The 22,785-nt window shown below is 61.5% G+C and carries 20 protein-coding genes and 1 tRNA gene; 6 read left to right on the top strand and 15 right to left on the bottom strand.

The features are described from left to right. Positions 1–141: 141 nt before the first annotated feature. On the top strand, positions 142–999 hold the full coding sequence (locus RQ479_RS25545) for a mechanosensitive ion channel family protein (RefSeq protein ID WP_352489207.1): 858 nt from the start codon (positions 142–144) through the stop codon (positions 997–999). A 26-nt stretch (positions 1,000–1,025) separates the two neighbouring features. On the opposite strand, the gene RQ479_RS25540 is transcribed toward RQ479_RS25545, so the two are convergent. The 3 genes from RQ479_RS25540 to RQ479_RS25530 form a co-directional block, all read right to left on the bottom strand. Further along, positions 1,026–2,315: an MFS transporter gene (locus RQ479_RS25540; protein WP_376702843.1), complete on the bottom strand. Its 1,290-nt coding sequence runs from the start codon at positions 2,313–2,315 to the stop codon at positions 1,026–1,028. A gap of 74 nt (positions 2,316–2,389) precedes the next feature. Then, positions 2,390–2,977 (bottom strand): nicotinate-nucleotide adenylyltransferase, encoded by a 588-nt coding sequence (locus RQ479_RS25535; protein ID WP_292664887.1) that lies wholly within the window; start codon positions 2,975–2,977, stop codon positions 2,390–2,392. Positions 2,978–3,227: 250 nt separating this feature from the next. Then, complete coding sequence (locus tag RQ479_RS25530) at positions 3,228–4,469, bottom strand: glutamate-5-semialdehyde dehydrogenase (protein ID WP_376706013.1); 1,242 nt, start codon at positions 4,467–4,469, stop codon at positions 3,228–3,230. On the opposite strand from RQ479_RS25530, the gene RQ479_RS25525 reads away from it, so the two are divergent. Together RQ479_RS25525 and RQ479_RS25520 are read left to right on the top strand one after the other, a co-directional pair. Then, positions 4,398–4,589: a hypothetical protein gene (locus tag RQ479_RS25525; protein WP_376706080.1), complete on the top strand. Its 192-nt coding sequence runs from the start codon at positions 4,398–4,400 to the stop codon at positions 4,587–4,589. The genes RQ479_RS25530 and RQ479_RS25525 overlap by 72 nt on opposite strands. Before the next feature lie 8 nt (positions 4,590–4,597). Beyond that, a complete protein-coding gene (locus RQ479_RS25520; RefSeq protein ID WP_376702842.1) occupies positions 4,598–5,074 on the top strand; it encodes a hypothetical protein in 477 nt (158 codons plus the stop codon). A 7-nt stretch (positions 5,075–5,081) separates the two neighbouring features. On the opposite strand, the gene proB is transcribed toward RQ479_RS25520, so the two are convergent. Next, positions 5,082–6,227: a glutamate 5-kinase gene (gene proB, locus RQ479_RS25515; protein ID WP_376702841.1), complete on the bottom strand. Its 1,146-nt coding sequence runs from the start codon at positions 6,225–6,227 to the stop codon at positions 5,082–5,084. Between the two features lie 2 nt (positions 6,228–6,229). After that, positions 6,230–7,261: a GTPase ObgE gene (gene obgE / locus RQ479_RS25510; RefSeq protein WP_376702840.1), complete on the bottom strand. Its 1,032-nt coding sequence runs from the start codon at positions 7,259–7,261 to the stop codon at positions 6,230–6,232. Between the two features lie 171 nt (positions 7,262–7,432). Here obgE and RQ479_RS25505 point away from each other — a divergent pair, with 171 nt between their 5' ends. Next, on the top strand, positions 7,433–8,302 hold the full coding sequence (locus RQ479_RS25505; protein WP_376702839.1) for an endonuclease/exonuclease/phosphatase family protein: 870 nt from the start codon (positions 7,433–7,435) through the stop codon (positions 8,300–8,302). A 10-nt stretch (positions 8,303–8,312) separates the two neighbouring features. Here RQ479_RS25505 and RQ479_RS25500 read toward each other — a convergent pair whose 3' ends face one another. The 3 genes from RQ479_RS25500 to RQ479_RS25490 form a co-directional block, all read right to left on the bottom strand. After that, entirely contained in the window at positions 8,313–8,900 is a 588-nt protein-coding gene (locus RQ479_RS25500) for a GNAT family N-acetyltransferase (RefSeq protein WP_254820471.1), read from the bottom strand. A gap of 117 nt (positions 8,901–9,017) precedes the next feature. Further along, on the bottom strand, positions 9,018–9,287 hold the full coding sequence (gene rpmA / locus RQ479_RS25495) for a 50S ribosomal protein L27 (protein ID WP_023678077.1): 270 nt from the start codon (positions 9,285–9,287) through the stop codon (positions 9,018–9,020). 98 nt (positions 9,288–9,385) lie between these two features. Next, a complete protein-coding gene (locus RQ479_RS25490; protein ID WP_376702838.1) occupies positions 9,386–10,093 on the bottom strand; it encodes a 50S ribosomal protein L21 in 708 nt (235 codons plus the stop codon). Positions 10,094–10,431: 338 nt separating this feature from the next. On the opposite strand from RQ479_RS25490, the gene RQ479_RS25485 reads away from it, so the two are divergent. Together RQ479_RS25485 and RQ479_RS25480 are read left to right on the top strand one after the other, a co-directional pair. Beyond that, positions 10,432–10,521 (top strand) — tRNA-Ser (locus RQ479_RS25485). Positions 10,522–10,635: 114 nt separating this feature from the next. Further along, entirely contained in the window at positions 10,636–11,958 is a 1,323-nt protein-coding gene (locus tag RQ479_RS25480) for a tyrosine-type recombinase/integrase (protein ID WP_024502873.1), read from the top strand. A gap of 1,452 nt (positions 11,959–13,410) precedes the next feature. On the opposite strand, the gene RQ479_RS25475 is transcribed toward RQ479_RS25480, so the two are convergent. The 7 genes from RQ479_RS25475 to ccoG form a co-directional block, all read right to left on the bottom strand. Beyond that, the gene (locus tag RQ479_RS25475) at positions 13,411–15,312 is read right to left on the bottom strand and encodes a bifunctional diguanylate cyclase/phosphodiesterase (protein WP_024502871.1); all 1,902 of its coding nucleotides are present in this window, start codon (positions 15,310–15,312) and stop codon (positions 13,411–13,413) included. 177 nt (positions 15,313–15,489) lie between these two features. Beyond that, positions 15,490–16,668: a 5-demethoxyubiquinol-8 5-hydroxylase UbiM gene (gene ubiM, locus RQ479_RS25470; protein ID WP_032899078.1), complete on the bottom strand. Its 1,179-nt coding sequence runs from the start codon at positions 16,666–16,668 to the stop codon at positions 15,490–15,492. A 283-nt stretch (positions 16,669–16,951) separates the two neighbouring features. Continuing rightward, positions 16,952–17,569 (bottom strand): hypothetical protein, encoded by a 618-nt coding sequence (locus RQ479_RS25465; RefSeq protein ID WP_024502869.1) that lies wholly within the window; start codon positions 17,567–17,569, stop codon positions 16,952–16,954. A gap of 714 nt (positions 17,570–18,283) precedes the next feature. Then, complete coding sequence (gene ccoS / locus RQ479_RS25460; RefSeq protein WP_081714250.1) at positions 18,284–18,439, bottom strand: cbb3-type cytochrome oxidase assembly protein CcoS; 156 nt, start codon at positions 18,437–18,439, stop codon at positions 18,284–18,286. A gap of 5 nt (positions 18,440–18,444) precedes the next feature. Further along, positions 18,445–20,724, bottom strand: coding sequence for a cation-translocating P-type ATPase (locus RQ479_RS25455; RefSeq protein ID WP_024502868.1), 2,280 nt, complete (start codon positions 20,722–20,724; stop codon positions 18,445–18,447). Beyond that, a complete protein-coding gene (locus RQ479_RS25450; protein ID WP_024502867.1) occupies positions 20,721–21,218 on the bottom strand; it encodes a FixH family protein in 498 nt (165 codons plus the stop codon). The genes RQ479_RS25455 and RQ479_RS25450 overlap by 4 nt, the downstream gene beginning before the upstream one ends. Further along, entirely contained in the window at positions 21,215–22,774 is a 1,560-nt protein-coding gene (gene ccoG / locus RQ479_RS25445) for a cytochrome c oxidase accessory protein CcoG (RefSeq protein ID WP_024502866.1), read from the bottom strand. Before ccoG ends, RQ479_RS25450 begins: the two co-directional genes overlap by 4 nt. Positions 22,775–22,785: the final 11 nt, after the last annotated feature.

The following is a 22,785-nucleotide window of genomic DNA, read 5'->3' as shown; positions in this document are numbered from 1 at the left end:
GCAGAGTTAGGTTGCAGTTTCAAGACACCGCTCGCAAGCAGGCGCCCGGCAGCGGCCGAATATGCGGCTTTTAGGCCCAGAAATTCGGAACCGCCTCGCCTCGCAGCGGTTATCGGCTCATCCACGAACCGGAATCCCGACATGCCGATCGATCCCCAGAACGCTCTCCTCACTGTGCAATCCGGCCTTGCGCAACTCAGCACGCTGATCGTCTCCTACTCGCTTTCGGCGGTCGGCGCCGTCATCCTGCTGGTCATCGGCTACATCGTCGCCGGCCTCGCCGAGCGTTCGATCTACGCCGGCCTCGGCCACGTTCACGGTTTCGACGAAACGCTCCGCCATTTCTTCTCGCAAGTCGTCCGCTACGCAATCCTGGGACTGGTCGTGATCATGGTTCTCGGCCAGTTCGGCGTGCAGACGGCTTCGATCATTGCCGCTATCGGTGCCGCTGGCCTGGCCATCGGCCTGGCGCTGCAAGGCACGCTGCAGAACATTGCCGCCGGCATCATGCTCCTGGCGCTGCGGCCGTTCCGCATCGGCGAATATGTCGAAGTCGGCGCCATATCCGGTACCGTCGAGGAGATCGGGCTGTTTGCCACAACGCTGAGAACGGTCGAGGGCGTCTACGTGCTTGCACCCAACTCGACCCTGTGGAACCAGCCGGTCCGCAATTTCACCCGCAACGGCGTGCGCCGCGGCGACATCACGCTCAGCATCGGCTCGTGGAACGACATCGATTTCGCGCAAAAGACCATGCTTGGCGTTGCCGCCGCCGACCGGCGTGTCAGGCGGCAGCCGGCGCCGATCGCCTTTGTCGCGACTGTCGGCGATAGCACCGTCACCATCACCTTGCGCTACTGGACGGCAGCCGCCGACTTCTTCGCCGCCCAGATCGACCTCACCAAGAGTGTCAAGCAGGCGTTCGATGCCGAGGGCCTTTCGGTCCCGGCGCCGGCGCCGAAAGCGCCGCAGCCGGATGCCTCAGCCACACGGCAATAGAGCATTTGAACCCAGTTGGAGGGTGTTCAAAGTTCTTCGCGCCGGCGCTGACCTTCGGGCGCGAAGGCGAGATCGACGGGCAACGGCGCCTGCGCCGTCATCGGCGCGAAACTGCCGGTCTCGGTGGCGGGCACCGGCCGCACCATGACGACGCGCCAGAGAACGAACAGGCAGTAGGCGGCGGCAATGACGATTGCCACATAGATGAAGGCCTGCGTGCCGTAGATGGCGGAAAGCCCGGTCACGATGCCGGGCACCACGAAGCCGGATAGCGACCAGGCGAACAAGAGCGAGCTGGACAGCGCCACCATGTCGTCCTTGCCGGCGCGGTCGCCGGCATGGGCGCTGGCCAGAGAGTAGATCGATTCCGAGGCGCCGTCCCAGACCACGTAGATGACGAGCAGCGCCACCAGCGCGCCACCGTCGAAACCGAGGGCAAACAGGCCCGCCGCGGTGGCAAGCGCCGACGCCGCGATCAGCACAAAGCGCCGGTCGGTGCGGTCGGAAATCCAGCCGAGCGGGATCTGCAGGATCAGCGTGCCGACCGGCATTGCCGAAAGCAGCAAGGCGACGTCGGCCTGGCTGTAGCCCTTGGCGGTGGCATGGATCGGCGCAAAACCCGAAATGGTCATCGACAGGCCACCGACGGCAAGCATGCCGGCAACGCCGACCGGCGAGATCCGCCAGGCCCTGCCGAGCGCCACGGAGGCCGCTTGCGGCGCCGGCGGTTGCGCGAGCCGCGTCAGCCCGACGGGAAGGATCGACAGCGCGGTGAAGGCAATGCCGATCAGCGGCGCGTCGGCCGCGCGGATATCGATCAACGCCAGTGTCGAATAGCCGACGCCGAGCCCGGCGACATAGGCAACGTAGAAGATAGCCATGACCCGGCCGCGGATGGCGTTGGCGACGACATCGTTCAGCCAGCTTTGCGCGACGATGAACAGGCCGCATATGGCAAAGCCGTAGAGCGCCCGTGCCGCGATCCATGGCAATGGGTGCGGCCCGGCGCCGACCGCGGCGTTGGACAGCACGATCAGTGCCGACAGCACCATGAACACGCGGGCATGACCGACACGCCGCACTAGCGGCCCGGTCAGGATACAGCCGGCGAGGCCGCCAGCCGAAAGGCCGGTGACGATCAGCCCCGCCCATGTCGGATCGAAGCCCTCGGCGCCGAGCCGGACTGGAATATAGGCGAACATCAGCCCGTTGCCGACGGCGATCAGCGCCATCGACAAGAGGATGCTGGCAATGGCGATCGCCGGCGCCGGCTGCCCTAGACCGTTCTTGTCCTGGTCGCGCTCGAGAATCGTCATGACCGAGGATTGCCCATCAAGCGGGTCGAGGCAGCGGCAAAAGCGACATCAGCGGTCTTGCCTTCCGTGTTGGCTCAGCCCTTTGCCACCTTGCGGATCGCGCTCGACGACAGCGACGAACGCGGGCCGTGGATGAAGGTCCACGCCGGCGCGTCCATGCGGGCGAGCCGCGGTGCGTCGCCCTCGTCGACGCGGGCATAGTCGAACGTCTTGGCGACCACCGACGACAGGAACGACAGCGTCGCGCCTGGCCGATCGACCACCGCGATTGGGAACGTCATGACGATGCGGCGCCAGCGCTGCCAGCGGTGGAAGTCGCGAAGCGAGTCGGCCCCCATGATCCAGACGAAATCGACGCCCGGGTTACGCGCCTTGACCAGCGCCAGCGTGTCGGCGGTGAAGCGGACGCGGTGGGCCGCCTCGAATGCGGTGACCTTGATCTTCGGATTCTTTGCGATCTTTTCGGATAGCTGCAGCCGCTCGGCCAGCGGCGCCAGGTCTCCGGCATTCTTGAGCGGATTGCCGGGTGTCACCATCCACCACAGCTGATCGAGCGCAAGGCGTCTGAGCGCGATCTCGGCGACCAGCGCATGGCCGGCGTGCGGCGGGTTGAACGAACCGCCGAACAGCCCGACCGCCACGCCTTTCCCGGCATGCGGCATCTTGAGGTAGCGGGAGGATATGGCATGTTCGGACAAGGCAAGCATGCGTCAGGCACCCCCCTCTGCCCTGCCGGGCATCTCCCCCTCAAGGGGGGAGATTGTCAGCTTCATCCCTGGCGCCCTTAGTGCGATATCGAAAATTGGCGAAGTTATATGCGACATCCGATCTCCCCCCTTGAGGGGGAGATGTCCGGCAGGACAGAGGGGGGTGGCTGGGCGCACGCCTCTCAGGCTCTGACTGCGAACAGTTTCAAGGCCTCACCTGTCCCGACCCGCGCACGCGGTATTTGAACGAGGTCAGTTGCTCGACGCCGACCGGCCCGCGCGCATGCATCTTGCCGGTGGCGATGCCGATCTCGGCGCCCATGCCGAACTCGCCGCCATCGGCAAACTGGGTCGAGGCGTTGTGCAGAAGGATCGCCGAATCGATCTCGTTGAAGAACCGTTCGACGGCCTTTGCATCCTCGGCGATGATCGCCTCGGTGTGATGCGAGGAGAACGTCTCGATATGCTCGATCGCGCCGCCAATGCCGTCGACCAGCTTCACCGCAATGATGGCGTCGAGATATTCGGTCACCCAGTCTGCATCGGTCGCGGGCTGGGCATCGGCATAAAGCTTCAGCGCCTCGGCATCGGCGTGGATCTCGCAGCCTGCCGCCTGTAGGGCCTCGAGGATCGGCACCAGGTGCGTGCCGGCGACGGCACGGTCGACCAGCAGCGTCTCGGCAGCACCGCACACCCCGGTGCGCCGCATCTTGGCATTGACCGCGATCTTAACCGCCATGTCGAGATCGGCCGATCGGTCGATATAGAGATGGCAGATGCCCTCGAGATGCGCGAAGACCGGCACCCGTGCCTCGTTTTGCACACGCTCGACCAGGCTGCGGCCGCCGCGCGGAATGATGACCTCGAGATTGCCGGAAAGCCCTTTCAGCATTTCGCCGACGGCGCCGCGATCGGTGGTCGGCACCAATTGTATGGCATCCTCCGGCAGCCCGGCTGCCTTGAGCCCCTCGACCAGGCAGGCATGGATCGCGGCGGAAGAATTCGCCGAATCCGAGCCGCCGCGCAGGATCACCGGATTGCCCGCCTTGAGGCAGAGCGCACCGGCATCGGCGGTCACGTTCGGCCGGCTCTCATAGATGACGCCGACGACGCCGAGCGGCGTGCGCACCCGTTCGATGTGCAACCCGTTCGGCCGATCCCATGCGGCAATGACATCGCCGACCGGATCGCGTAACCCGGCGATCTCGCTGATACCGTCTGCCATGGCGCGGATGCGGGCGGGATCGAGCTTCAGCCGATCCATGAAGGAAGCGGAAAGCCCGGATTCGTGTCCATTCGAAACATCGATGGCGTTAGCATCGAGAATGTCCTGCTCACGGGCGATGATGGCGTCGGCCATGGCGAGGAGCGCGGCATGCTTGGCAGCAGTGTTCGCAATGGCCAGCGGTCGGGCGGCAGCGCGCGCCTTGCGGCCTATCCGTGCCATCAAACTGGCTACATCATCGCCTTGGTGTTTGTTCAGCATTTGACCGATCCAGTGAAGCTGGTGGATTTACACGCGGTCAGCCTTCGCGGCAATGGCCGCAAATTTGAGGAAGCAGAATGAAGAGAGTTATGATCCTCGTTGCTCTCGGCGCGATGCTCATACCGACAGGCCTCCGTGCCGCCGACTACTGCGACGACAAGTTTGAACCCGGAGAGAGCCCCGACGGCAAGGCCATGCTTATGGTAAGCTCGATGATGTCCCTCGCACTCGCTGAGCGCTATTGCGGCGCGCCACCGACACCGCTTTCCCAGATCGACGTCGTTGTTGAAGAGTTGCATGGATGTGGGCCGCGCGCTCGGCTTGAGGCGGAATTCAAAAAAAGGATGGAAGAGGAAAAAGGGGCAGAAGCAATGACGACTGACGCGCTCATCCGCGATCTCGTCGTGGAAGACGACAAGGATGTTCCACAAGCCGAAGTGGATCGACGTGCTAAGGCTGGCATCGAAGCGGAGTTGGGAGGTTGCAGCGAACTTCTGAAGATATACCAGGACTTTCAGGATCGATATCGCAACCCACCCAAATGGCCGCATGAGCCTGACCAGTAGCGCGCCGTCAATGGCGGGCTGCATCTCCGTCGGCCGCGCCGCTCACCACCAGGTCATCGCGGTGGATCATCGCCGAACGCGCCTCGTAGCCGAGCACGGTTTCGATCTCGGTCGTCTTCAGGCCAGCGATTCTTACGGCATCGGCGGCATCATAGGCAACCAGCCCTCGCGCTATCTCGCGGCCCTCGGGCGACAGGATCGCCACCGTGTCGCCACGCGCAAAATTGCCGCTGACCAGTTTGACGCCGGCCGGCAGCAGCGACTTGCCCGAGAGCAGCGCGCCGATGGCGCCGGCATCGACCGTCAGCCGCCCCGCCGGTTCGAGCTGCCCGGCGATCCAGGTCTTATAGCCCTTGACCGGATTGGCGCTCGGCCGGAAGAAGGTGGCGCGCTCGCCGCGCTCGATTGCCAGCAGCGGCGACAGCCGCGTGCCCGATGTAATGATCATGGCAGTGCCGGCTGCGGTGGCGATCTTGCCGGCGTCGAGCTTGGTGCGCATGCCGCCGCGCGACAATTCCGAAGCGGCGGCGCCCGCCATCGCCTCGATGTCGGGGGTAATGCGGTCGACGACCGGAATGAACCGGGCTTGCAGATCGCGCGCCGGCGGTGCCGTGTAGAGCCCGTCAATGTCGGAAAGCAGCACCAAAAGATCGGCGCCCATCATGGTGGCGACGCGCGCCGCCAGCCGGTCGTTATCGCCATAACGGATTTCGGAAGTGGCCACCGTGTCGTTCTCGTTGATGACCGGCACCGCCTTCATCTTGAGCAGCGTCGAGATCGTCGCCCGCGCGTTGAGATAACGGCGGCGCTCTTCGGTGTCGCCGAGCGTCAGCAGGATCTGGCCCGATTTCAAGCCATTCTTGCCGAGCGCATCCGACCAGGCGCCGGCCAAAGCGATCTGCCCGACGGCAGCAGCGGCCTGGCTCTCCTCGAGCTTCAGCGCTCGCCTGCCGAGGCCGAGGATGGTGCGGCCCAGTGCAATCGCCCCGGAAGACACGACGAGAATTTCGGCGCCGCCATTGGCCAGCACGGCGATGTCGTCGGCAAGCGAGGCCAGCCAGTCGCGCTTCAGGCCCGTCGCGCGGTCGACAAGCAGCGCCGAGCCGATCTTGACGGCAATGCGCCGATAATTCTTCAGCGATTGCGCGGCCATGGCTATGTGTTCCAGCGCGTCTCGACCGGCGCAGCGACAGCTTCGCGCGCATCGGCCACCACAGCCATCAGCTCACGTAGTACCGCCTCGACGCCTTCGCCGGTGACCGCCGAAAGCAGCATCGGCGCGCGGCCGGCGGCGCGTTTCAGCGAGGCGGCTTTCGTCTTGCGCGCGGCGGCATCGAGTATGTCGACTTGGGAAAGCGCGACGATCTCGACTTTATCGGTCAGCCCGTTGCCGTAGGCGTCGAGTTCGGCGCGCACGGTCTTGTAGGCCTTGGCGGGATTTTCTTCCTGCGCCGAGACAAGATGCAGAAGGACACGCGTGCGTTCGACATGGCCAAGGAAGCGGTCGCCGATGCCGACACCTTCATGCGCGCCCTCGATCAGGCCCGGAATATCGGCGATGACAAATTCGCGCCCGTCGATGCGGGCCACGCCAAGGCCCGGATGCAGCGTGGTGAAGGGATAGTCGGCGATCTTCGGCTTGGCCGCGGTGACCGCCGCCAGGAAGGTCGACTTGCCGGCGTTGGGCAGCCCGACAAGGCCGGCATCGGCGATCAGCTTCAGCCTGAGCCAGATATTGAGCTCTTCGCCCGGCAGTCCGGGATTGGCGCGGCGCGGCGCCTGGTTGGTCGAGGTCTTGAAATGCTGGTTGCCGAAGCCGCCATTGCCGCCCTTGGCCAAAAGAAAGCGCTGGCCGACGACCGTCAGATCGCAGATCAGCGTCTCATTATCCTCGGCAAAGACCTGTGTTCCGGCCGGCACTTTCAGCGTCACGTCGGCACCCTTGGCGCCGGTCATGTTGCGACCCATGCCGTGCGTCCCGGTCTTGGCCTTGAAATGCTGCTGGTAGCGATAGTCGATCAGCGTGTTCAGCCCATCGACCGCCTCGACCCAGACATCGCCGCCGCGGCCGCCATCGCCGCCGTCCGGGCCGCCGAACTCGATGAACTTTTCGCGCCGGAACGACACCGAACCGGCGCCGCCGTCGCCGGAGCGGATGTAGACCTTGGCTTGATCGAGAAATTTCATCGGATTGTATGGTTTCTGTTATTGGCTTTGCGGGATTGCTCTAAACCAAGGCGGGTCGAAGGGCGAGGGCCGTTTTTGCTACTGTAACGTCGCGTGTATCTCTGGACGCGTAGCATTTGGTTGATCATTGCCGAAAATAGATCCTCGGCTTTTCAAGCGCGAGATGTCGGAATGAAGCTGGTAACTTACAATATCCACTACGGCGTCGGACTCGACAGCCGCTACGATGTCGGCCGTATCGCCGATGCCGTGCGCGGCGCCGACGTGATCGCGCTGCAGGAGGTCACCCGCGCCAACCCGAAGAATGGCGGCCGCGACATGGTGGCCGAGCTCGGCGAGGCGCTGCCCGACTATTTTGCCGTCTACGGCAGCAATTTCGAGGCCGACGCCGGCTCGCGCCTGGAGAACGGCCGTGCCATCACGACCACCTTCCAGCTCGGCAACATGGTGCTGTCGAGGACGCCGATTCATCTGTCGCGCAATCTCCTTTTGCCGCGCAGCCGCAGCTTCGAGGCGATGAACTTCCAGCGCGGCGCGCTGGAGGCGCTGATCGAAACGCCGCTTGGTCCGATCCGCTTCTATTCCACCCATCTCGACCACCGCAGTCCGGTTGAACGCCTGAGCCAGATCCGCTTTCTGCGCCAGCGCCTGTTGAACTACCCGCTCGAGGGCGGCGGGCTCTCCGGCGTCGCCGAGATCGGCTTACCGGACCTGCCTTGTCCCGAAGCCTTCGTCGTCATGGGCGACTTCAACATGCTCGCCGGATCGCCGGAACACGTCGAACTCGCCGGCCAGCCTGACCATGAATTCGGCATGCCGGTGACCGCCGACCTCGCCGTCGATGCCGCCGCGCGCCTCGGCGCTGCCGGCGCCGATCTCGTCACCTGGGTCGATCCCAAGCGGCCTGAGGACGCCAGCCGCCACAAGCGCATCGACTACATCTTCACCAGTGCTTTGCTTGCCAAATCGCTGAAGCGCCTGTGGGTCGACCGGCAAGCGGCCGGTTCGGACCACCTGCCGGTCTGGCTCGAGATGGCGTGAGCCGCATCCATCAAAAATGCACCCAGTTCCGCAGGCTGGTCCAGGTCTTGCGATCGAGGCGGTAGCGCTCGACCGGCACCTGGCCGGCAACGATCGAATTCAGCATGCCCTGGCCGGCATACTGGAAGCCACATTTGTGGATGACCCGGCGCGAGGCCGGATTGATCACCCGCGTCGAGGCGTGCAGCACCTGGATCGTGGTTCTCTGGAAGGCAAGGTCGACCAGTGCGTGCGCTGCCTCCGTCGCGTAGCCGCGTTTCCAGTACGGCTCGCCGATCCAGTAGCCGAGCTCCAGCCCGCGATCCGTGGTGTTGAGCCCGGCACAGCCGACGAAGGTCTCGGTGCCGGCCAGCGTCAACGCATAGGCGATTCCGGCCCGGCGCGATGCCGTCATGGCCAGGAAAGCGCGTGCCTCGGCCTCGCCATAGGGATGCGGCATGCGGGCCAGCATTTCCGCGACATGGCGGTTGTCGGCGAGCGCCACCAATTGCTCGATGTCGCTTTCACGCGGGGCACGCATGACCAGCCGCTCGGTCGCGAGCACCGGGCAATCTATCGTGTAACTTTCGTCGTCTGAGTCTTCCGCTTCGGCAACCATGTCAAAGTCCTCCAGGCAAGAAAAAAGGGAGATGGAAACCCATCTCCCCTGATCCTTTTCCTGGCTTGGCCAGACACCGGTCCCGAGATGGGTGCCGGTGTTCTCGTGCGGAACCGGCTACTCCGCTGCCTTCGTCATCGGGTTCACCGATACGTAGGTTCGGCCATTGGCTTTTTTGTTGAAGGTGACTGCGCCAGCTTCCAGCGCAAACAGCGTGTGGTCCGTGCCAATGCCGACATTGGTGCCGGGATGCCACGTCGTGCCACGCTGACGAATGATGATGTTGCCCGGAATCACGGCTTCGCCGCCGAACTTCTTCACGCCGAGCCGCTTGGAATGGGAGTCGCGACCATTGCGCGACGATCCGCCAGCTTTCTTGTGTGCCATCTAACTACTCCGATGCGCCGCGAGGCGCCTAAACGATCTTATGAACGCGTTCGCGTTCCGTTTCAAGTCCGATCCGGCGACGATTGCGCCGGTTCGTTCTACTTCTTCGCCAATTCCTTGGCCTGCTCGCGCCAGTCCTTGATCTGGTCGGCGCTGAACGGCATGTGCTCGTCGATCTTGGCGACATCCTTGTCGGACAGCTTGGCGATCTGGGCGAAGGTGGTGATGCCCTGTTCGTTGAGCTGTCCGGCGGCAACCGGGCCGATGCCCTTGATCACCGTCAGATCGTCCGGCTCGCCCTTCGGCGCCTTGAACAACGGTGCGGCGGCTTCGGCAGTCCTGTCCTCGGTCGTCTCGGCCTTGGCTTCCTTCTTCGGCGCAGCCTCTGCCTTCGCTGCGGCCTTCGGCGCGGCTTCAGCCTTCGCCTCGGTCTTGGCCGCAACCTCGGCCTTCGCTTCGGTCTTGGCGGCGGCCTTCTTCGCCGGCTTGGCGCCACCCAGCAGGATCTCGGCGATCCTGACGGTGGTCAAAAGCTGGCGATGGCCGATCTTGCGGCGCGAATTCTGCCGGCGGCGCTTCTTGAAGGCGATGACGGTGCGGTTCTTCCCCTGCTCGACGACTTCGGCGGTGACCATCGCACCATCGACGAACGGCGCGCCGAACGTGACGTTCTCGCCCTCGCCATGCGCGAGCACATTGCCGATTTCGACGATATCGCCGACATTGGCTTCGAGTTTTTCGATCTTCAGGAGATCGTTGGCGGCAACGCGATACTGCTTGCCGCCCGTTTTGATGACTGCGAACATTTTTTGCCTTTCGCTGTTCGGTCGGCCTTGATGAACCGCTTCACGCGGTTCGGCCGTCTTTTTGTCAGTCTGCGGGTTCAAAAAACAAGCGGCGCGGAAGATCCCTCCACGCCGATTGCGCGCTGTCCCTAACCGAAGGTTCGGCTTGAGTCAAGGCAAGCGCCGCGGGCAAGCGGCGAATGAGTTGAGCCCAGTCCGGCAAATATCGAACAGCGGCTACCGGAGCCTCGAAGGAAGCACGAACGGGAACCTGCGACGCCGGGGCAGATTGGCCCTTGTAACCTGCCTGTCCAGCCGTTATCTAGTGCGCCGCGTCGGCAACGGCGGACCATGACCGCGGAGAGGTGGCAGAGTGGTCGAATGCACCGCACTCGAAATGCGGCATGGGTGCAAGCCCATCGGGGGTTCGAATCCCTCCCTCTCCGCCATATAGCTTCCATAAAAATCCTTTCCTTTCAAAAGCTTCCTTGTTGCACTTGACCAGCACGAAGCGAAACATATCTTAGACTGTGTAACAAACTGTGTAACATTAGAGAAAGATAATGCGACGTTCCGCAGCGCCAAAGCCGCATAAACGTGAAGGCATCTGGTATCTCGTCCGCAGGGTGCCGAAGGAATTCGCGGCGTTTGATCGCCGCTGCCTAGTACGCATTTCCACGGGCGTCGCCGTGGCTGACGATCCCCGCGGTGTACGGGCGCGAGATGCAGTGCAAAGCCTCGGCGCGGGGCTGGAGGCGTATTGGCGTAGACTGCGGGAAGGCCAATCCGCCGAGGCGGGGCTGCGTTTCGAAGCCGCGAGGAAGCGCGCGCGGTCATTTGGATTGGCCTATCGCACTAACGAGGAACTAGCAGCGGGGCCGCTCGACGAACTCATGGCCCGTATCAAGCTGCTCCTCGACAAAAAATCGATCGAGGACGCGCAGGACGTCTCGGCCGTCATGGGTGGGGAGAAGCGGCCAGCGGTCCGCCTGAGCGGTCTTATCAAGGAATTCGAGACGATCGAGCAACAGAACTTGCTGGCCATGTCGCCCAACCAAATCAAGAAATGGCGTAACCCCAAAAAGCGCGCAGTTGCCAATCTGGTTGGAGTCATTGGCGACAAGGAGATCGCAAGCCTCACTCGGGACGACGCAATCGCGTTCCGCGAGTGGTGGCAAAAGCGGATCGTTGAGGATGGACTTGATATCGGTACGGCCAACAAGGACATCGGCCATGTTTCGAAAATGCTGCGCGTCGTCGATCTGACTCACCAGCTCAAGCTGGAGCCGGTTTTTCGAAACCTGCGTCTTTCCGGCGCCGTCCCCGGGCAACGCGCTGCGTTCACAGCGGAGTTCATTCAGGAGAAGATACTCGCTGAAGGCGCGCTCGACGGACTCAATGACGAAGCCCGCCATCTAATCTATGTGATTGCCGATACCGGACTCAGGCTTTCTGAAGCGGCAAACCTCACCACCGAAACAATCCACCTCGATCGAGAAATCCCGCATGTGCGGGTGCGCCCCAATGGCCGTCGCTTGAAGACCGGTCATTCAGCCCGTGACATTCCCTTGGTTGGCGGCGCACTTGCAGCCATCAAGCTCCATCCGGACGGCTTTCCTCGTTATCGCGACAAGGCCGCGTCACTTTCAGCGCTCGTCAACAAGGTGCTCGCCAGCAAGGAACTTCTGCCGACTTCCGAGCATAGTCTTTATAGCCTGCGACACACTTTCGAGGACCGGCTGACGGCAGTTGAGGCGCCGGAGAAGGTAATTGCTTCTCTGATGGGCCACAAATGGATCCGGCCCAAATACGGCGCGGGACCTTCGTTAGCGCAAAAGCGCGAGTGGCTCCAAAAAATCGCTTTTACCCCGCCCGGGCGAATGTGATTGCGGCGCCATCCAGGCCTTGAGAACCAACCTCACGGCTCCAGCTGTCCGAGCCATTTAGGTTGAGCGTGGCCAGCACGCGCTGCGCTCGCTCGCGATTTCCGAGCTTCCGCCGCATTTGTTCGACCTCGTATTCCAGCCTTTCGAAGGTCGGTATATAGGCATCTCCATGCCGGATGACCAAGTAGGCGGCAACAGCTAGACACCATTCTAGCTCCGTGGCCGATGGATCGGAAAAAGGGGCGACGCCATACCAAGACGAGCAACGCCTCTCGAGGGCTTCCGAACTAGGCAAACGGCCAGCATGTGGCATGGGAAAGAAACCTATGCCTGATCGACGAACCTAAAGTGCTCACGAAGCTTGACCGGTACGCGGGCCATCGGAGGGTTCTGCCTAAAACCGCCAAAAATTTTGAAACACCCATTCATCCGGCTCGAATTCAAAGGGATCGGCGATTTTTGGGTTATGGCTTGCAAGCATAGTTCAGCCCAGACAAGAACGCCTGATATCTTGTCGTGCACTGTCACCCTGCCAAATATGGTGCCGGCGACAACGGCAGTTTGGCGAGCAGAAGAATTCCCGAGACTGAGACGTTCTACGGCTTGGCCCATGTTCGCGCTCCTCCTCGATTGGAGACAGGATGGGCCATATGGAAGCGAATAAAAGGAGGTTGGTGACGAGTCTCGGTAGTGGAGTAGAAACGGGTGGAAAAGCTTGCGCTATTCGCCATCGGCGCCGCTAAACGCATTTGAGAGAAGGGGCAGCGATCGCCAAGAGATGACGTCCGATCGCAAGCCGGCTAGAAATGCGACAGTGACGCGCCTTTTTTGGCACGACCTTAGCACCCGATCGGGCCTCAGCTGGTCGTCGTTGCGCAGCCGATCGGGTGCGATTTTTATAAAGCTCTCTTGGCTTTAGCTTTGAGAGCCCGTCATCGAGACAAATGCAAGGGAACGGTCCGCCCCCTGGGGACATTCGACATGCCGTGGCAGCTTCCTATGGTGAGCCAGCGCATTCCGATACACGTTTTCCGCGCTCTACCGTTGCTCCAGCACCTGTGCTGAGGCTGAGCGCTTGATCAGGACCCGACCGCTGCTGTTGCGGGATGGTGACTGGGTTGAGGTCGCGAAGACCTTGACCGCGGGTACGTTGTTCATCCCGATGAGCGCTGAGCCGAGAAGCAGCCAAGAACGCTTCCCGTAATCGAATCCTACGGGAACCGCGAAACCAGCGTCCAAAGGACGCAATTCTCCGACGTCGTTCACTCAAGCTCATCTCGCAACTTGAACGCTTGTATGAAGCCGCTGCATGTGCGCCGGTGGACCGGATTGCTGCTATCCAAACCACGTGCTCAGTTTCGCCCCGTAATAACTCTACCGTCCGAAACGGCTTTCGCGCGTCAGGTCCACCCCACATGAAAGTTCCGCGAGCAGCACGGACGGAGAGGCCGGTCACAACTCCTTCGCGTGCTCTTTTACTACCGAATCAAGTGCCAAATGGAGAGGCACTGCCTTAGAGAACAGGAAGCCCTGCGCGGTTCTGCAGCCAAGCTGGTACAGAGTTTGCCGATCTGCCTCTGTTTCAACGCCCTCGGCCATGACCTCGATCCCGAGCGTCCTACCAAGATCAATCACCGCTTTGACAAGCAGCCGATTCTCCCGGGACTTGGCTAAGCCGCGAACGAAGCCCTGATCTATTTTCACCTTCCTGATCCGACTGTCCTTGAGCGATGCCAACGTCGAAAAACCGGTGCCGAAGTCATCGAGCGCGATAGAAATGCCAGCATGTGAAAGCCGGGCGAGCTTTTCATCCACTCTGTCCGGATCCACTGGGGCTTCTTCGGTAATCTCGATGTCGAACATCGTTGCAGGGAGGTCTTTTGCCGCCAGACCATTAAGAATCATCTCGTCAATATCGCCAGCTTCCAACTCGCACGGTGAAACATTCATCGCCACACGAACATCACGACGGTCAGCTTTGACCAAGCCCTCGATAAGAGCGCAACAGTCGGCGAATACCGTTTGAGTTAGCAGCTGAAGCATTCCAGTTTCGCGTGCCGCTGTCATGATCTCGGGCGGAGAAATGGGACCGTGAAGCGGGTGAGACCATCTTAGCAAGGCTTCAAAACTGACGACGGCTTCAGTTTCGAGTCTTACGATTGGCTGAAACCAAGCGACCAAGCTTCTCATCGTTATCGCCGAATGAAGATCGCGTTCGATTGACTGGCGGCGTTGCAACTCCCGGGCTAGCTCGGCATCGAACAGACAAAATTCATTCCTGCCGCGGCGCTTAGCTGTGTAAAGGGCGATGTCGGCCCGCAACAACATTTCCGTTAGTCCGGGGTTTTCAGCCAAGTAGATTCCTATAGACGCTCCAATGCGGACTGATGCGATCCCAGGATAGGGGCGAGCAAGCTTGGCTATGAGATTGGACGCGAGATTGGTGGGAGAAGGAGAATTCTTTCGCGAAGAAAAAACCAGCACGAATTCATCCCCACCGATGCGGGCGAGCGTTGAGCCCTCCGGTGCTTCTTCCTCTATTCGGCGGGCGATCCTGGCAAGCAGCTCGTCACCCGTTCTGTGACCGTAGGTATCGTTGACAGATTTGAACCCGTCCAGATCAATCAGCATGGCCACAAAGGGTCCATCGGTGTTCTCAAACTGATCGATTGCATGTTCGAGGCCCCGCCTGTTGAGGAGCGCGGTAAGATGGTCCTCCCTGGAATTGCGCTCCATTTCCGCGGCAAGCCGCTCGGCTTGATGTCTCAGGCGGCTCGCGTCACGGAAGCGCGCTTGTCCAACGAACGAGGATCGAACCAGGCCGCCCTCGAAAAGCAGGACGGCAAAAGCCAGAATGTAGTTTTCCGGGGCTCCCTTCGTCAGCAAACATGCGGCGGCAATGAGGAGTGGCGGTGTGATGAAGCATATCGCTGCCGCAGCATATGAGCTGCCGTACGTGACCGCGCCAGCTGAAATGCCCGCCAGAATTATTAGATGCAGCGATGCTTGAGACGTCGTGTATCCAGCCGTTAGGACGGCAAGGAATGACCAGGTGAATCCCGCCAGAAGAGCAAGCCTGCCAAACCAGCGAAGCCGCAGCCAAACCCGTGTCAGATCATCCTGGACTCCGGGTTCCTTCAGCTGATGACGGGCGAGTGCAAGGCGGGCGGCATTTATCGCATTAACGACCGAAAACCAGGCCGCGCCAGCAAGACCGTTCCCGGAAAGGGCCTGCACGGTCAAAATCAGCCCGGACAGCACAATGCTTATCGGCATTGAGACGAAAAGGCCTGCCCTCAGATCAGCGAGCTGGTCCTGAAGGATTCTCGCCTCCAGCGGATCTTCTTTTTCCAAGGCTGGACGGGTCAGCTTGCTTACTCCTGCTTGTCCGCAGCCTATGCAGCCCCCCTGAAGGACGGGTTAATTCTTCAATCGGAGATCAGCGTCGGGGAGCAGGATTACTCCGGTGCATCATGCACTCTCTCCCATCGCTCGCCCAGCACGCGCAAAAATGCGACTGCTGGTGCAGTATCACCGCTGGAGCTCCGCCGAAATCCCATGCCGGACAAGGGGAACATGTTGGGCAAAGCGAAGCCCCAGATGCCTTGCAAGCCGTGCCGCCAGGTGGTCTCTGGAGTAGAGTCCAACCAATATGTTCGTTGCATGGTAGAGCGGCGCCGCCGACAGGCGCAGCCGCCTTTCGTATATATGCAGCATGTCGGGGTCGCCAACATTGCGGCCGTCGCGGCACGCAGTCATGATTCCACGGGCGAGTTGCTTCTGGCTGCTGAGACCGATGTTGAACCCGTGAGCGGTCACCGGGTGCATGCCGATGGCAGCGTCGCCGATGAGTGCGGCGCTCGGCGCCCGGAATTTGTGCGCCCAGGTCGTGACCAGCGGATAGGTGTGGCGCTTGCTTGCCAAGGTCATTTTTCCAAGGCGCCCTCGACACCGTTTCGTCAACTCCGACAGGAACAAATCATCATCGAAGGCAAGCAGTCTATAGGCCTCGTTTGAGCGCAATGTGAGCAGCAGCGACGACATGCCCTCCGCTAGGGGCAATATCGCTATCGTCTGATGGTGATCGAACCATTCGATGGCGATCTGGTGGTGGGCGCGCTCGTGCCTCACTCGGCAAATCAGCATCGAGTGGCCAAGCCGGTTGATATCGGCGCCGATGCCTAGCAGATCACGCGTGGCGGACAAACGCGAATCCGCGGCAACAACCAGCCGAGCAGTTAAACGCGCGCCATTAGAGAGCGTTACGACTGCTCCTTCTTGGCTGTTTGTTGCATCGACGACCGAGTGGCCGCACAACAGCCGGGCGCGATCCTGCAAGCGGACGATTTTGAACAGCGCCTCGCGGATCCGGCAATTTGGAACCAAAACCCCCAGCGGTTCTCCAGAGTTGCTGGGAGGATCGAAACGAAGAGCGAATGCGCTCGAGCCGTTGAGCACGCGCGCGCCTTGAAGTGCTGATTTGTCCGAAGCCGGAATGACATCCCAGGCGCCGAGCTCGCGAAGGGTTCTGATCGAAGCGTTGGTCAGCGCGATTTCGCGACCATCGAAAGCCGGATTCGCCAGACTATCGAATGTGTTCTGTTCAACAACTGCCACCTTGAGTTCGCTTTGGGCAAGCGACGCAGCGAACGAAAGGCCGACCGGGCCGGCTCCAACGACAACGATGTCAAAATTATCGTCAGAGCCCATCAGCGTGCCGCCATCCGGTCGCCTATCCTCGTGTAACGGTGAAACTGAGCCGAGTGACATGAGCTCCGTGCCCGCCGCATTGCCTAAAGGCGCTGGGCCGGGAGATTCGCATCGATCGGCAACGAAGCACTCAAAGCGCTCAGAGGTGGATGCGGCTAACCGATCCCGCCCTTTCGCCGCGCAGCCGCGCAGATCGCCGCCAGCAAGCGAGACACTCGCGACGCTGGTCAGCGACGGCCGCGCCGCATCGATCGCCACATTCCACCTGGAACCCTTGCGCATACTACTCACGCTCCACGACGTCGAAGCGGGCTCTCTTGCGAGGGTGAGGGTATCGAACGTAGCGCTCTCTCTCGTCATCCCAGCCAAGGTAGCGGAAACTTTTATCCACGACCGCGCATATCTCATCAAGAACCTGCTGCATGGCTTCGATGTCGATGTCCTTGCAATTCAGTCGCCGATAGAGCAAAGCCCACGCGGCGACATAGTCGTCGAAATAGCGCGCGTCACTCGAACCAATGATCAACTTCGGACGGTTGATCGATCTCGAAAACGCACGTCCCAACCCCGATGATGCTCCGCAGCACGTTGACATCACGAGGATCTTCGGCGCTGGATGCGAGCCCTGGAACATTTTTACGAAGTCAGCCCAAAGAAGGCCACTTCGCCCACTGGACGAAGCGATCCCGTCACCATTGCCGTGCCCGGCGATGTGAAGCACGTCGCACTCCGCCTCCATCGCTCGTACTACAGCCTCACCAAATTTCGTTCGGTTCAACGCCATGTGGAGCTCCGCGCGGATGTTGACAGCCTTTAACAAGTGCTGCACGATCGGTCCCTCTTGCCTGTCGGCGAAGTAGTCATTTGCATTGTGGCAGTCGATGATGTGTACGGTGTTCATGGTACTCCAGCCGCTTGTTCGTTCATCGTCGTGACGAGCGGACACCACGCGCGCGGAACCGCGTGACGTGCGCTGGGTTCCGGTACCGTCGCATAGCCTCAAGGCGCGGGCCGGGAATCGGGATGGATCGGCAACGACGCACACAACCCATCAAAGGCGAAAGCTGTTGATCGGCCCCCCTGTCCGCGCAGCCACGCGGATGGTCAGCCAGCAAGCGAGATACACACGACGCCGGTCAGCTAATGGCTGCGCCGTAAGCACAAGGCATGGCCGACCACACGACAGAAAACCCAGAACCGTGAAGGTGCTGATAATGACGACCAATCTTTCCGTAAGTCATGCATTTCTCCGTCGAAGACTGGTCAATAGACCACACCGATGAGTATGACCCTGATCTGGATCAGCCAGACATGACCAATCGGCACTGGCGGTTCACGGTCAGGTGATCGACCGTGACGTTCCACTTTGGAACCCGTGCGCACATTGCCAAGCTCTCGTCCGGCCACGCGAGGTACTCTCGTGGCATCAGCCGCCTCATACTGGGTGCAATGGTAGGCAGTCCTTCGCACGACAGAGGCTTTTCACAAATGTAGTGTGCAGCTTAGGTCAAGATGGTCATGGAGCATGGAGCATGGAGCATGGACAGCTTGTTCCCGACCGAGCCGGCTCGACTGACGAGCGCGATCCGCGCATCTTATGCACAGCGGATTGAAATCAGCGTTCCGGTTTGTCGTCCCGATCAATTAGTATCCGCTCGGCGGCTCCGTCGAGATCTTCGTATTGACCGCTTCGCAATGCCCAGACGAAGCCGGACACACCCAGTGCACCCAGAAAAAGGGCCACTGGTATGAGATAGAGCAACGTCGTCACGAGGATTATGCCGAATAGCTGACTGCGGAGCGTCCGACTTTTTGAATAACTTGCAGCGTCGCATTCGCCCCGAAGCCGTGCAAGCGCAATGCGTTTCCAATAACAAGCACCGATGAGGCAGACATGGCAATCGCCGCTAACAAAGGCGTGGCGTGGCCCAGGATGGCGATCGGCACGGCGACGGCATTGTAGACGATCGCAATCGCGATGTTCTGGCGGATCAGGTGTCCCGCCTTGCGCGAGACGTCCAGCGCGAGAGGCACTGCCAGAAGGCTTTCGCGCAGGAATACGAAGTCGGCGGCATTGCGGCCAATGTCGGCGGCGGTGGCCGGAGCGATCGAGACATGCGCCGCGCTCAGCGCCGGCGTGTCGTTGAGGCCGTCGCCAACCATCAGAACCTTGTGTCCGTCTTTCGCCAGGGTCTCGATGCGCTCGACCTTGCCCGACGGCAGCAGGCACGGAACGAAGTCGTCGACACCCAGCATTCTTGCAACTTCGCCGCAGGCACCTGCGGTATCGCCCGACAGCATTTGCATCGACACCCCAGTATCGTTCAATCGCTTGATCGCCGCCGCCGCGTCGGCGCGCAGCGCATCCTCGAAATCGAAGGTCGCGACAATGAACCCGTCTTTTGTCAGCACCGTTCCGCCATAGCCATGGTTGCCTTCACCACCGGTCCGGGCCTTCCATCCAGCCCATCCGCGTCGACCCAGCCGCCAGATGCTTCCGGCGACAGTGGCTTCGATCCCGAACCCCGGATGCTCTGTGACGGCATCGAATTTGTGTTGCCCGCCAGGAGCGGCAAAGCCGGTTATGGCCTTTGAAAACGGGTGACGCGAGTGCGCGGCCATGTCTGCCGCGATTGCCAGCATGGCCGGATCGATCGACGATGCATTGAGGAGCCGGGGTTGTCCGAGCGTGAGCGTTCCGGTCTTGTCGAACACTGCGTTATCAATCGTCGCCAGGCGCTCCATGGCCGAACCGTCCTTGACCATGATGCCGTTCTCGAACAGACGCCGCGCGGCGACCACCTGAACGATCGGTACGGCGAGGCCGAGCGCGCACGGGCAGGTGATGATCAGAACGGCAATGGCGATGGTTATCGCCCTATGCCAGTCGCCGGTCACCGCCATCCAGCCAAGGAACGTCGCGAAGGCTGTGAGATGAACCACCGGGGCATAGAGCGCTGAAACGCGATCGGCGATCCGGCGATAATGCGCGCGGCCGCCCTCTGCGGCTTCCATGAGCCGAACCATTTCCGCCAGAAACGAATCTTTCGCGGCGGCTGTCGCCTCAATCGTCAGCGGGCCGGTTAGGTTGAGGACACCAGCCTGCACGGCTTCGCCTGCTGCAACGCTTCGAGGCGTGCTCTCGCCCGAGACAAGCGAACAGTCCAGATCCGATGCCCCTTGAATGATTTTGCCGTCGACGGGTATCCTTTCGCCGGCAGCAATCAGCAGCTGCATCCCTGGTTCGATCTCGCCAACCGGCAGATAGTCGCGTGCGCCGTCGCCGCGCAGCACCATGGCGCCACGTGCGGCCAACTGGGACAGGCCTTTCACGGCGATCCGGGCACGTTCGCGCATCACGTGATCCAACGTGCGGCCGATCAACAGGAAGAACAGCAGCGACACCGATGCATCGAAATAAGCATGGTCGCCATGGTTGATCGTCTCATAGAGGCTCATGGCGTAGGCAAGCGACACCCCGACCGCGATCGGCACGTCCATGTTCATGCGGCCGTGGCGCAACGCATTCCAGGCCGAGCGGAAGAAGATGCCGCCGGCGAAGGCGAGTGCAGGGATGGCGATAAGCGCAGAGACCCAGTGGAACAGGTCGCGGGTAGCGCCTTCGGCACCGGACCAGACAGAGACCGAAAGCAGCATGATATTGCCCGCCGCGAACCCGGCAACCGCGACGGCGCGGATCAACTCCGAAAGCGTCCTGTCCTTTTCATCAATCTCGGGGGCGAAGAGATGCGCCTGGTAGCCGAGCCGTCCAAGCGCGGCGACGAACGGTGGAACCTCGTCGCCACGCCAGCGGACCGAGACCCGTTTCGTCGACAGGTTGACGCGGGCGCTCTCGACGCGATCGAGCGTTCCCAACGCCGTCTCGATCGTCTGGATACAAGCTGCGCAATGAACGCTCGGCACCGAAAGATCGGTTTGGCGGAGATCATCGCCAAGCGATCGGCTCGCCAGCCTGATCTCCTGACTAGACGGCAGGACCGACGTGGTGCTGCCCAGATCAAGCGCCATTTCGGCGCCCGGTGCACAACAACTCATTGCAGCGCTCCATGGGAAATCATGATCCTGCGGACGTCGCGATACGGTTTATCCAGACCGGCGTCGGCGTCGACTTCGACAATCCAGACGCCGTCCTTCGGCATGTGCTGGGCTGCGAATTCCTGGCCCGAGGCGGGTGCGAGGGTGACCGACTTGTCCTCCTTCTCGTACGCGGGATGGCGAAACAGCACCTTGACGCCGTGCAGGGGAACCGGCTTGCCAGCGGCATCGGTGAGGCTGTAGCGGACTTCACCCCATGCGATGGTCAGCTTGCCGGTCCAGCCAAGGGCTGCCTGTGCCCGTCCTTCCGTGGCCTTCTTGTTGAATTGCTGGCTCGCCACATAGGTGTTTTCGACGACGAGGCCAGTCCAGCTTGTGCTGGCGAGCGTCGCCATGGTCAAATTGACCGCGATGATCACGCCGAAAAAGGCGAGGATGATGGCCAGCATGTGCCTGCCGGTAAATTCACGAGGCTTTTGTACATTGGCAGTCATCTGGGGGCCTCCGGCGCGTTGAAGGTGGCGGTGTACTCGTTCGATTCGAAGCTGGCTCTGTCCTCGACGCGGAACTTGAAAGTCTGCGCCGGCGCGCGGATCTGGCCCGCGGGCTGGCGCACGAAGACTTTCAGCATTTTCAGGCGGTCGGGTTCGACCGGAATGGCGAATGAGCGGCCTGCCGGGATATCTTCGCCGACCACGCTCATGTCAGCTCCATCCAGGCCTTGGATCGTGACGACGAGCGTCCGCGGCTCCGGGATCATGTTGAGCAGCTTGACGGTATAGCCATTGCGGATGGAGCCGTCGGACAGCGTGACGAACTGAGGATTGCGATCATGCAACACGTTTAGTTCGAGCCGGTCGCGCGTCAGCAGGGAATAGAGCAGGCCGAGGCCGATCAGCGACCACAAGCCCATGTAGACGTAGGTGCGCGGCCGAAAGATCTTGCGGATGTGGAAATGCGCTACCTTGTCGGAGAACAGGCCATCAGCGGTCCTGACCAGCGACGGGTTGACTGAACTGGAGCCGCCCGCGGTTGCCAGCATCATATTGGTGTTGTAGTCGGAGAGCGTCGCGTAGGAGATCAGCCCGCGCTCCTTGCCGAGCTTGTCCATGACGCCGTCACAGGCGTCGATGCAGAGCGCGCAGGTGATGCATTCGAGCTGCTGGCCATCGCGAATGTCGATCCCCATCGGGCAGACCGCGACGCAGGCATTGCAGTCGACGCAGTCGCCGACGGACTGCCCTGCAGCTTGCACCTTCTTCGCATGGCGAGAACGCGGTTCGCCGCGCCAGTCATTGTAGGTGACGGTGAGCGAACTTTCGTCGAGCATGGCCGCCTGGATGCGCGGCCATGGGCACATATAGGTGCAGACCTGTTCTCGCATCAGCCCGCCGAACGTGTAGGTGGTCGCCGTCAGGACGGCGACGGTGATGTAGGCGACGGGCGCCGCGGTGCCGGTGAAGAGTTCGCCGACCAGCGTCGGCGCATCGGCAAAATAGAAGATCCAGGCGCCGCCAGTCGCCGCGCCTATGACGAGCCAGATGGTGTGCTTGAACACGCGCAGCATGAGCTTGCGCGCGGTCCAGGGACCTGCATCGAGCTTCATGCGGGCGTTACGGTCCCCCTCGATCGCACGTTCGACGACGAGGAACAGATCGACCCACACCGTCTGAGGGCATGCATAGCCGCACCAGGCACGGCCGACAGTCGAGGTGATCAGGAAAAGACCGACGCCCGCCATGACCAGGAGGCCGGCCACATAGAAGAATTCCTGGGGCCATATCTCGATGAAGAAGAAGTAGAAGCGCCGGTTCGCGAGATCGAGCAGGACTGCCTGGTCCGGGGCAAATGGACCGCGAGCCCAAGGCAGCCACGCAGCCAGGTAATAGATGCCAAGTGTGATCGTCATCACCAGCCATTTGAAGCGACGAAAGTTGCCCGAGGCGCGCTTCGGAAAGATCTTTTGACGCGCGGCATAAAGCGGCTTGCGGGTTTTGGCGGAATTGACAGTTTCTGTTTCGAGCCCTGTCAACTGCGTCTTGTCACGCATGTGCAACTCCA

It is taken from the genome of Mesorhizobium sp. ISC25 (assembly GCF_042295465.1).
Classification (GTDB): domain Bacteria; phylum Pseudomonadota; class Alphaproteobacteria; order Rhizobiales; family Rhizobiaceae; genus Mesorhizobium.
Note: the sequence above shows the minus strand (reverse complement) of the source record. Positions and strands in the feature narration are given on the sequence as shown.